6 protein-coding genes are annotated in these 12,186 nt (G+C 33.3%); 4 read left to right on the forward strand and 2 right to left on the reverse strand.

Going from position 1 to position 12,186, the window contains the following annotated elements; genetic code table 11:
- Positions 1–391: 391 nt before the first annotated feature.
- Genes udk through scpA form a run of 4 tightly spaced genes read left to right on the forward strand, consistent with a single transcriptional unit; the run spans position 392 to position 4,855 of the window.
- Entirely contained in the window at positions 392–1,003 is a 612-nt protein-coding gene (gene udk / locus H1R17_RS00185) for a uridine kinase (RefSeq protein ID WP_163430535.1), read from the forward strand.
- 2 nt (positions 1,004–1,005) lie between these two features.
- Positions 1,006–1,341 (forward strand): septum formation initiator family protein, encoded by a 336-nt coding sequence (locus H1R17_RS00190; protein WP_163430534.1) that lies wholly within the window; start codon positions 1,006–1,008, stop codon positions 1,339–1,341.
- Between the two features lie 25 nt (positions 1,342–1,366).
- Positions 1,367–2,728: a methylmalonyl-CoA mutase subunit beta gene (locus H1R17_RS00195; RefSeq protein WP_163430533.1), complete on the forward strand. Its 1,362-nt coding sequence runs from the start codon at positions 1,367–1,369 to the stop codon at positions 2,726–2,728.
- Entirely contained in the window at positions 2,729–4,855 is a 2,127-nt protein-coding gene (gene scpA, locus H1R17_RS00200; RefSeq protein WP_163430941.1) for a methylmalonyl-CoA mutase, read from the forward strand.
- A gap of 31 nt (positions 4,856–4,886) precedes the next feature.
- Here the strand turns inward: scpA and H1R17_RS00205 are convergent, their stop codons facing one another.
- Both H1R17_RS00205 and H1R17_RS00210 read right to left on the reverse strand, forming a co-directional pair.
- Positions 4,887–5,447 (reverse strand): hypothetical protein, encoded by a 561-nt coding sequence (locus H1R17_RS00205; RefSeq protein WP_163430532.1) that lies wholly within the window; start codon positions 5,445–5,447, stop codon positions 4,887–4,889.
- 95 nt (positions 5,448–5,542) lie between these two features.
- Positions 5,543–12,178 carry an MG2 domain-containing protein gene (locus H1R17_RS00210; protein ID WP_163430531.1) on the reverse strand — a complete coding sequence of 2,212 codons (6,636 nt, stop codon included), beginning with the start codon at positions 12,176–12,178 and terminating at the stop codon, positions 5,543–5,545.
- Positions 12,179–12,186 lie beyond the last annotated feature (8 nt).

Raw genomic sequence — 12,186 nt, forward strand, 5'->3', positions numbered from 1 at the left:
AAAAAAGGGAAGTAAAAACCTCCCTTTTAACACTTACATGAATTTTAGAAATTCACACTTAACTAAAAACATTCAAAAAACTACTATTTATTTATTCAATAAAAAGATTTGCTTTTTACTTTTGGTTGACTTTTCACATGTTAAAAAACATCTTCCTAATCAACCTTTCTTTTTCATAATCATTTGATATATTAAATTCAAATGGTATACCAAAAACACAACCCTCTAAAAAACAAGGACTATTATAAAAAACACATTTAAAACATGTAGAAAAGTGTGCATTTTATTGTAGACTTTTTTCTCAGACCGCAACAATACTTTCCTAAATCTATTTTTAAAAATGCGCCTTTGTATTTTAATAATTAAGTACATTTGTAAAAAAGTTTTTAAAATGCTGATTATAGGAATTGCAGGAGGCACAGGTAGTGGTAAAACAACCGTTGTGCATCAGATAATGAACGAATTACCAGAAACCGAAGTTGGTATTATTTCGCAAGATTCTTATTACAAGGCAAACAACAATCTTTCAATGGATGAACGTGCTTTGATTAATTTTGATCATCCACGTGCAATTGATTTTGATTTGCTTTGTGCACATTTAAAAGAATTAAAAGCGGGTAATAGCATACACCAACCTGTATATTCTTTTGTTCATCATAACAGAACCGATGATTATGTGTTAACGCACCCAAGAAAGGTAATGATTGTTGAAGGAATTCTTATTTTATCTAATCCGGAATTACGCGATTTGTTTGACATCAAAGTTTTTGTACATGCCGATTCTGACGAACGTTTAATTAGACGATTAAAACGAGATATTTCAGATAGAGGAAGAGATATGAACGAAGTTTTAAACAGATATCAAACTACATTAAAACCAATGCATGAGCAGTTTATTGAACCATCAAAAGCGTATGCAGATATTATTATTCCTAATGATAGGTACAATACCGTAGCAATTGATATTGTAAGAACCGTTATCAATAAAAAAATTAACGATTAATAATGAAAGAAAAAATCGCTGCTTTACTGGTAAAATACCCTTTTTTAAAATGGGCAACCAATCGTTTTGTTTTGGTTACCTTATTTTTCATTGTTTGGCTTTTGTTTTTTGATACTTATGCGTATTACGACCATCGTACTATTGATAAGGAAATTCATAAATTAGAAGACAATCGCGATTATTATCAGGGAGAAATTAACAGCGACGATAAAAACATTAAAAAGTTATACCGTAAAGAAGAGGTAGAACGTTACGCTAGAGAAAAGTATTACATGAAACGTGAAAACGAAGACATTTATATTATTGATAGCGATAAAGAATATACTTCTGAAAAATAAATGCAATAAAAATTGAAATACGCATATGCTATTTAAAGATTTTGAAAAAATAACGTCCAAACAATGGAAAAATCAAATCCAATTCGAGTTAAAAGGAGCTGATTATAACGATACACTAGTTTGGGAAAGTTTGGAAGGAATTAAAGTAAAACCTTTCTATCATAACGATGAAGATGCGGTAACAAATGCCGTTACAACAACCAATACACAATTTACAATTGTACAAGAAATTTATGTTTTTGATGTAGAAAAGTCAATTTCTAAAGCAAATGAAGTATTAAATCGTGGTGCAGAAAGCATTCGTTTTATTATTCCTACTGCTGATATTGATGCTGCAAACATAATCAATTCGTTACTAAAAAGTCCAAAAGCGGTATATCTTCAATTATTGTTTTTAGATGTTGATGTTATTTCAAAAATTAACAACGAAGCAGCTAAACAAGCGTTTGAAGTTTTTGTGTTGGTTGACCCAATTCACCAATTAGGTTTTGATGGAAATTTCTTTAAAGATGGAAACTCAGATTTTACACTTTTAAACGAAATCAATCAAAAAGCCAACAACATTAATTGGTTAACCGTAAAGGCAACAACGTACCAAAATGCAGGCGCAAACATGATTCAGCAAGTAGCTTACACATTAGCGCATACAAACGAGTATTTAAATCGTATTACAAATTTTGATAAAAACATCACTGTTGAAGTTGCTGTTGGTGGTAATTATTTTTTCGAAATCGCAAAATTACGTGCCATTCGCTTAACATTAAATGCGCTAGCACAAGCATATTCTTCAAACATTAGCTTTCATATTATTGCAAAACCTACACATAGAAACAAAACCATTTACGATTATAATGTAAATATGTTGCGCACCACTACAGAATGTATGAGTGCCGTTTTAGGTGGAGCTGATGCAGTTGAAAACTTAGCTTATGATGCCGTTTTTCATAAAACCAATGAGTTTGGCGATCGTATTTCAAGAAATCAATTGTTGATTTTAAAGGAAGAAAGCTATTTTGATAAAGTGAACAATCCTGCTGACGGAGCGTATTATATTGAATCGTTAACCAATCAATTAGCAGAAAAAGGTTTAGAATTATTCAAAGACATTGAAAAAAACGGTGGATTGATTTCGCAGTTAATTGAAGGAACCATTCAACGCAAAATTTCAGAAGCAGCTGCAAAAGAACAAGCGTTGTTTAACGACGGAAAAGAAGTATTGTTAGGAACCAATAAATATCCTAACGCACAAGACAAAATGGTAAACGATTTAGAGTTGTATCCTTTTGTAAAACAAAATCCTCGTAAAACATTAATTACACCCATCATAGAAAAACGTTTAGCCGAAGCTTTAGAACAAGAACGTTTAGAAGCAGAAAAAAACGCATAAATTATGAGAAAAGACATACAAAATATACAATTACCTTCTCAGAAAACAGCTGTTGATGCTGGTTTAAACTCGTTTGAAACGGCAGAAGGAATTCAAGTTAAAGAAAATTATACGTTAACTGACATTGAAGGTTTAGAGCAAATTGGCTTTGGTGCTGGTTTTGCTCCTAATTTAAGAGGTCCGTATGCTACCATGTATGTACGCAGACCATGGACTATTCGTCAGTATGCTGGTTTCTCAACAGCAGAAGAAAGTAATGCTTTTTATCGTAGAAATTTAGCAGCCGGACAAAAAGGATTATCAGTAGCGTTTGATTTAGCTACACACCGCGGATACGATTCTGATCACGAGCGTGTGGTTGGTGATGTTGGTAAAGCAGGTGTTGCTATTGATTCTGTAGAAGATATGAAAATTTTATTTGATCAAATTCCATTAGATCAAATGTCGGTTTCTATGACCATGAATGGCGCAGTATTACCTATTTTGGCATTTTATATTGTAGCTGCAAAAGAACAAGGTGTAGACGAAAAATTACTTTCAGGTACTATTCAAAATGATATTTTGAAAGAGTTTATGGTACGTAATACCTATATCTATCCTCCTACACCATCAATGAAAATTATTGCTGATATTTTTGAATACACGAGTAAGAATATGCCAAAATTCAACTCCATTTCAATTTCGGGATATCACATGCAAGAAGCAGGTGCAACTGCTGATATTGAATTAGCTTATACCATTGCCGATGGTTTAGAATATATTCGTACAGGAATTGCTGCGGGAATGAAAGTAGACGAATTTGCTCCTCGTTTATCGTTTTTCTGGGCAATAGGCATGAACCATTTTATGGAAATTGCTAAAATGCGTGCTGGTCGTATGATTTGGGCAAAATTGGTAAAACAATTTGGAACTATATCAGAAAAATCATTGGCATTACGTACACACTGTCAAACATCGGGGTGGAGTTTAACAGAGCAAGATCCGTTTAACAACGTAGCGCGTACAGCCATTGAAGCTGCTGCTGCTGCTTTTGGTGGTACACAATCATTACACACCAATGCGTTAGACGAAGCCATTGCATTACCTACTGATTTCTCTGCTCGTATTGCTCGTAACACACAAATTTTCTTACAAGAAGAAACGAAGATTTGTAAAACGGTTGACCCTTGGGCAGGAAGTTATTATGTAGAAAGTTTAACAGCTGAAATTGCTGAAAAAGCTTGGAAATTAATTGAAGAGGTAGAATCATATGGTGGAATGACCAAAGCTATTGAAGCAGGAATTCCTAAAATGCGTATTGAAGAGGCAGCGGCGCGTAAACAAGCTCGTATTGACTCTGGTCAGGATACCATTGTTGGTGTAAACAAATACCGTTTAGAAAAAGAAGATCCGTTACAAATTTTAGAAGTAGACAACCAAGTGGTGCGTCAACAACAAATTGAACGCTTAAATAGCATTAAAGCTACACGTAACGCAGCTAAAGTAAAAGAATGTTTAGCAGCATTAACAGAATCGGCAAAAACGGGTACTGGAAATTTATTAGCGTTGGCTGTTACAGCAGCTGAAAACCGTGCTACGTTAGGAGAAATTTCTGACGCTTTAGAAGCAATTTATGGAAGATACAAAGCTCAAATTAAAACAATAAGTGGCGTGTATAATAAAGAAATTAAATCGGATGAAAATTTTGAAAAAGCAAAACAATTAGCAGACGAATTTGCCAAACAAGAAGGACGCCGTCCGCGTATTATGATTGCCAAAATGGGGCAAGATGGTCATGACCGTGGTGCAAAAGTAGTTGCAACGGGTTATGCCGATGTTGGTTTTGATGTGGATATGGGTCCATTGTTTCAAACACCTGCAGAGGCTGCCAAACAAGCCGTTGAAAATGATGTACACGTTTTAGGTGTGTCTTCATTAGCAGCAGGTCACAAAACATTGGTCCCACAGGTTATTGAAGAATTAAAAAAATATGGTCGAGAAGATATTATGGTCATCGTTGGTGGCGTAATTCCTGCGCAAGATTACCAATATTTATTTGACTCGGGAGCCGTTGCCGTTTTTGGCCCTGGAACAAGAATTGCCGATGCTGCCATTACCATTTTAAATGTATTGTTAGATATAGAATAAAAAAACTCCAACCTTTCGGTTGGAGTTTTTTTTATAAAATACTTCCTATAAAATCTTCTTTTTCCATAGTGCGCCATACTTCAATATTACTGATAAATTTATCTTTATAAGGCAAACTTCTACAGTTTAGTTGAATTTTAGTAACCTTGTTTAAATCAACTAAGAAGTGATTATCTTCCCAGAAATAACAATACAAATCGTTTTCTTTTTTGTTTTTAGGCGTAAAACGGGCAAAAACTTTTGTACGTCCTTTAACTACTTGTTTTCCTAAAACATCAAATGTATCTTTTTCAAAATAAGTTCGCACAACTATTAAATTACCTTCTTTTTTGGGTAATGGTTTGTAGTGTTGTAAATAAAAATCGGTGGTTAATCTATCGTTTACAAACTTAGTAGCGGTATCAAATTCAAAAACAAACAACTGCTCCTTATCATTTAAATCGCGTTTATCGAAATCTTTAGCCAAAAGCAAAATTTGGTTCACACCATTGTAAAAATTATACGAAACTAAAATTTCATAATAATTTATTTTTTTATCGTTGCGGTAATAAAATCTGGTTTGAACCTGATCAATTGTTCCTGTTATTATCATTTTTACTTATATCAAATATTAAACGTCGATTTTCATCAACTTAGATTACAAAGATAGCGATTCTGTTAGTAAAATCGATTTAAAATTTAAAATGCTTACGGATTTACTTTTACGATTTCGGCATTAGAATGTGCACTGTGTTCTGGCGCATACATACTTTGAATGGTTGAAACACCGCTGGTAAATGTACCCTCGTTATTTAAACGTATTTCGTAATCAATAACATAAGAACCTTTGCTTAAATAATCGATAAAAAAGTTAGTTGCTGCATCACGTGTTGATTGATAATAACGTAGGTTGTTTTTGTATTGATAGCCCGAAAGTACATCAACAGGTTCAAAAGTTGCCGCACGCACATCTTTAATATGAACAAATTCCATATCTTTTGTTGCATTTATTTTTAAACGAATGGTTACTTTTTGTCCTAATTGTAAAGGCGTATTTGGTGTAATTTCTTGTAACTTTCCATCTGCATTGGTTATAAAATACATTTTTGAAATATTTAAAATACCATTGGCTGATGCTTTAATTTTAGAAAGATCTTCAAAATACTGCCAATAAATGCCACCAAAAACAGGTTGGTTTGTTTTATTTTTAATGGTTACTTTTCCTAAATTATTGGTTACCTCATCGCCACTCCACTCGTAGGTTTGATAGCCTAACAAAACATCTGTTTCGTTTTCGGCTTTTTCTTTCGTATTTATTTTTTCAGAACCTACTTTAATGATGACTTTCTCATTCTTTTCAGGGTTTGCTGTTTTTGAAAGTAACAATGCATAAACCGCCGATGTGGTTGCTTTTGTTGTACCCCAATCTTTATTTAGTTTTTGGCTTAACAACCAAGCGCTTAATTTTTGAACGGTTGTTTGATTGTTTTCTACCTCGGCAAAGGCTTCTATAATTAAAGCTTGTGTTTCGGCAGCATTAAAGTAATAGTAATTTCTACTATCGTTTTCTTTCCAATACATACCATAGGTTTCATCAATCACCGCACTTTCTGTTAGCTGATGTGCTATTTTTTGCGCCCATTCTTTATCGCCTTTTCGTTGCGCTACTAAAGCTAGCTTTGCTTTACTGTACAAAGACAACGGTACCCAATTTTCTTTTAAATTGGTAAAGTTTTTCTCTAGCTCTGTAGCCACATCCGTAGGAATAGCAAAATCTTTGGTATAGTAACTTTTTACAAAAGCATAATCGATAGCGCTACTGTTAGAGAAACCTGTTTTATTTTTAAGTTGTTCTTGCATTTTTACATCAATAAAACGATGTGCTTTATTAATGATGTTTTTAACATCGGTTTCATTAAAATGATCAATCTCTAAACGCTGTAATTGCGCCGCTGTAACCAAAATATGTTGGGTAATGTAATCGTTTTCATATCCACCAGAAAACCATCCAAAACCACCTGAAGCATTCTGACGCTCTCCCAGTGTTTTTACAATCTCGCTTGCTTCTTTTTCTAATCGACCTCTGTTAAAATAATTTGCCCATTGTGCTTGTTTTTCTTTGTCGTTTACAAAATCTTTTAACCAAGGGGTTTCTTGAAGCATTAATTGTTTTATCTCTTCGTTTTGCTCTAGTTTGGCTTGCGGATTTTTCTGCCATTCTGTTACCAACTTTTCTACATTTTCATGATTATCTAAAACGTGTAATGCTAATACATCGGCAAAATATTTAGCAAATAACTGCTCATTACAATTGTGTTGATAATCAAACAAATAAGGCAATGATTGCATAGTAACCCACAACATATTGTTAGAAACCTGTACCTTATATTGATGGTTTTTAAGTGTTTGCGAATTGTTATTAAGCAAATGTTGCATGTTGTATTCTTTGTTTTCATTTGCTAACTGCCAAACCGGAATAGTTTCGGTTACCAACATACGATTGCTTAAAACGGGAATAACACTTTCTTCGCCATCGGTAAAATTACCTGCCTTTACCGAAATACGATATTGCAACCCTTCAAAATTCTCCGGAATATACACTTGCCAGCCTACCGTATTAGCACTTAAACCGTTAATGGTTGTAGGAACCAATTTATCAGTTTTTAAAATTTTATCGGTTAATTCTTCGCCTGTAATGGTATTAAACAATCGTAAAACCGCAGTTGCTTGCAACGGAACTGTAGTGGTATTACTTACACGAGCCTTTAACACAACCGCATCGGTTTCACGTACAAAACGTGGCATGTTAGGCTGTATCATGACATCTTTTTGGGTTTGTGAAAGCAATTCGGTGTAAACGGTTTCTAATTTTTCATTATGCGCCAAACCTTTGAATTTCCATTGTGTAAGTGCTTCGGGTGCATTGAATTTTATCTGTACCGTTCCGTTTTTTTCAATTTTTAAATGAGGTAAGAAAAACGCTGTTTCGCTTAAGTTTTTACGTAAAGGAATGTCTAAATGTTCTGCTGCTTGCTGTGCTTTTTTGGTGGTAATTACAATAACGCCATTAGCCCCACGATTACCGTAAATTGCCGTTGCACCAGCATCTTTAAGAACGGTGATATCGTAAATATCGCTTTCTAATAATGACAACTGACTTTCGCTTACTGGTACGCCATCTAACACCACCAATGGTTTTGTAGTATCGTTTATAGAACCTAAACCACGCAATAGAATAGTATTACCGCTACCAGGTTGCCCAGCTGCTGTTGAAATATTTAAACCAGGCACTTGCCCTTGTAAGGTTTGTATAAAACTAGCATTTGGTCTGCCTTCTAATGTGCGAGAAGTTACGGTTGTTGCTGCTACTGCACTTTCTGATTTTGATGATGTTCTGTAAGTAGTTACTACAATTTCATCTAAAGCTCCTTCCTCAGACTCAGACACCATTTCATCATTGTAATCTTTCAACTCAGTATCTTTTTTAACTACAGCATCAATAAACTTCAATTCTTTCTTTTCAGAATACGATGCATCTGCCTTTAAATGATTGTAAATTCGGTACAAACGATGTAATTCATAGGTTTCTTCTGCTAATTGATCCACAGTTTCATTTGTAATTTCTTTATGCGTAGGCTGCAAATAAACCACTGTAAATGCATTGTTTAACTGCAAACGCTTTTGTTGATATCCCAAAGCATTTACGGCAATAGGTTGCTTGTTGGTAGCCCAAACGCGACCAAAACCTTGATTGTTGGTCATAAAAACATCTGCATTGGTTATGTTGTAAATATAGGCGTTGTTAATAACTGCTTGGGTTTCGGCATCGCGTACTTCTATTTGCTTGAAACTAGCCTTACTGTTGAAATAATCTTTTGGTAAATAATCTTGATAGTTGGTATTAACATAATTATCCGTTGTAAAACCATATCCAAAATAGTTGAATTGATTGATATTAAACGACTGATTGTAATAAAAATTGGTTCTTAAATAAGCCTCATCGTTAGCATCTACCTTATTATTAAAGTTCAAATAGCCAAAATTCACATAACTGCTTTTGGAATTTAATTGAGCTTGGGTTGTCCAATAATCTTTGTAAATTAAATCTAACGAAGCATCGTACATTGTAGCTAAAAATTCGCCTTGCATTGGCTTTTTCGATTTATCTGCCAATAACTTTACTTTCCACTCATAAGCATTGCCTGGAATTAACTTATTATTCCAAACCTCCCACTCTGCCTTGTACAAAGCTTTTTCGTTTACTGTTGTTGGAATTTCATAACTGTCTTCGTTTATAAACGTAAAATGATTTTTTATGTAATACCATTGGTAGCGCACCGATTTATTTTCATTGCTTTTTGTCAACGGAATTTTCACTAATTGTGAACCTTTTGCTACGTTGATTACCTTTTTGATTAACTGAGCATTTGTATCAAAAACTTCAAGGTATAAATGCGTGGCATCATAAATTGAAACTACTTGTAAAACCAACTCTTTTGCCGATGAGCTAGAATGTGTGCTTACTTGCAAATTTTGATTTGGTGTTATAATTTCATTGGCTTTTTTAACCTGAATGCTTGTTGTTGCGGTTAAAGGTTGTTTTGATTTTTCATCTGTTGTTTCAAAAACAAACTCATACGTTCCTGTTTCCCATTTACTGATATCGTAGGTAAAAGGTTTGTCTTTTTCAGTGGTAAAAGGCGCTTCGTAAATTATTTTTTTCTCTGTATATGCGTTGTCTTTATTGGTATAAGTTTCATACGGAAACTGCTCGCGGAATGTTTTTTCATCCATAGATGCAAGCTCTGGTACTTGCCACAAACGCATTAGGTAAAAATCTTTTGGAGGTAACGATTGATAAATTTTAATAGTACCTGTTACCGATTTATCCTCGCCGTTTTGTGTTCTGGTATTTACAGCCAATTTTAATTTTTCATTGGTAACCATATTATTTTTAGCATAAACGGAAACGTAAGTTGCATAGTTGGATACATAAAAATCATCATTTGCTTCGCGAACTTCGCCCGCATTATCAGTAACTTCTACTTTATAATCAATACTTATTCTTGTGTTTTCATTTTTAATAGTATCGTTTTCTGAAATAGAAGGAATGATCAATTTGTAACGAAACTCACCTTTATCATCAGTTGTAAGGGTATCTTTTTTACTAAAGAAATCTTCAAAACTATAATCGCTGCTTTTTATATCAAGTACTACTTTAGCATTAGCAATTGCACCACCAGCCAAACTTTTGGCTTTACCCACAATTTCTACCTCTTCATTAAAGAAAACATTCTTCTTAATTTCATCTACCTCAACTGTAAATGTAGGTCGTTTATATTCTTCTACTTTAAAACGAAAACTATCTCTATCTAAACTGTAGTCATTCCAAAAATCATCTTCTTCCTCATTGGTATATTCATCCAATTCTTCTATTTCAATATCAAAATCACCCGTAAGGATATTTTTCGGTAAGATGAAACTTCCGCTAAACGATCCTAAATCATTGGTAGTAACTGTTTTTATTTCTAATTCATCGCCATTATCATCATTTAAAGTTAATTGTACCGATTTATTCTTAACAGCTTCATTACCTTCTGGCTCATTTACATACAAAATTCCTTTAAAATGAACTTCTTGTCCTGGTCTGTAAATGGCTCTATCAGTATACAAAAGCGTTTTTACATAGGTTGTGCTATAACTTGACGATATATAAGGAGCATCCCAATTTCTACCAATATATGTTTTGTAAGTTTCATTGGTTAAAAAAACCTGTACATTGAAATCGCGCTCATTTCTATCTTTCAACTTAAAAAACACCTTACCATCGGCATCTGTTGTAAAGCGTAAGGTATTAATAGCCACCAATGTATTGGCATAAGGCTTACCTGTTTGCGGGTGCACAAAGTAAAAAACAACTGCCTCTTGATTTTTTGCATTTTTATTAACAACCATTACATTTGTAACCTTAAACGTATGGTATTTAACACGGTATGAATTTTCTAAATGAGCTTTATCTTCATATGCCACCAATAAATACGACCCTAAAGGCAGTTTTTTTCCTAAAACCTCTGTACTGTAACTAAAGTATTTTTCGCCTTGAGGTAAAGTCGCTGTAAACGTTTCAACAGGTTGTTGGTTTTTAATAATGTGCTTGTAAATACTATCGTTGATATTATCAGGCTGATTTTTAATATCGTAATATGCAAAATGCAACTGATTTAAATTTTTATAGTTTACAAAATACTTAACTGGTTCATTTTCATAAACTTCTTTAACTAAAGATATATTAAAATCACTTTTTTGCAAGGTATTTTCTAATTCAATAGCATTTTCTAACGCATCGTTTTCGGTAGTTTGCGTTCTTAGTTCTTTAGAAAGTTGTAAGGCTTTTTGAAAATAATCTTTATGCTCTACTTTATCAGCATTGTTTACCAAGTATTTTGCGCGCTCTATTTTATAACGGTTTTTGTAGAAATCGGTTTTTAAATTTGCGCCCAACTCATCTAAAACTTTGAGATTAGAATCGTACGCTTTTGAGTAACGATAAAACTTAATTTTATCTAAACCATAAGCATTGTTTGTTGTTGTATAATATTTTTCTAAATCTTGATACAACTTTACAATAACCTCATTTAAAACATCTTGTACATTATTTTGTTGTGGAAGTATGATTTTTGTGGTGCAAAAATCATTTTTAAAGTTTTGAAATTGAGGTTGATTGTACAACTGCCAGATGTAATTTTCTGAAAATCTTTTGATGTAATTGTACGCAAAAAATTCGTATGCGGTTTGGTTTAAATTTTCGTCAATAAAATCATATTCCACCAATTCTTTGATGTCTTTAATTTTTGTGTCTTTTAAAAGTGCTTCATTTTTAAAAAGCAATGCCGACTGTTCTTTTAAAACCGCTGCGTAATGCTCCGCAGACCATTCTTCAATATTATCGGGTACTTTAACCGTAGTATTTTGAACCGTTCTATGATAGTAAGAGCTTTTCTTTTGCAATTGATTGTACACCGCTTGTATGTAATACCAACGATAAAGCGTTTCATAAACACCTTTACTATTTTGTAATTCTGATGTAATTTCGGTTACAATATTTTGAGCCGTATTTTCTTTTAACTGATTCTGAAACTTCAATTTATAAAGAAAAGCTTTTGCTTTTTGCTCGTTATTTTTTTTACGCTTGGCTTTCTTAAAAATAGTTTCAACCTTTTCATAAGCCGTTTTGTAGCTACCTGCTTTTTCTAGCTTGTAAATTTCCTCCCATTCCTTTGAATAGCTTTGCCCGTATGAGGTAGAAATCAAAAAAAAACTCAACAACAATAAGTAGTATTTCATAAATATTT

Origin of the sequence: Flavobacterium sp. xlx-214 (genome assembly GCF_013874595.1) — a bacterium.
In the GTDB taxonomy this organism is placed as follows: domain Bacteria; phylum Bacteroidota; class Bacteroidia; order Flavobacteriales; family Flavobacteriaceae; genus Flavobacterium.

Excerpts from the sequence above, each read along its gene's own strand:
- udk (WP_163430535.1), top strand. The coding sequence starts at position 392 with ATGCTGATTATAGGAATTGCAGGAGGCACAGGTAGTGGTAAAACAACC.
- H1R17_RS00190 (WP_163430534.1), top strand. The coding sequence starts at position 1,006 with ATGAAAGAAAAAATCGCTGCTTTACTGGTAAAATACCCTTTTTTAAAA.
- H1R17_RS00205 (WP_163430532.1), bottom strand. The coding sequence starts at position 5,447 with ATGATAATAACAGGAACAATTGATCAGGTTCAAACCAGATTTTATTAC.
- H1R17_RS00195 (WP_163430533.1), top strand. The coding sequence starts at position 1,367 with ATGCTATTTAAAGATTTTGAAAAAATAACGTCCAAACAATGGAAAAAT.
- H1R17_RS00210 (WP_163430531.1), bottom strand. The coding sequence starts at position 12,178 with ATGAAATACTACTTATTGTTGTTGAGTTTTTTTTTGATTTCTACCTCA.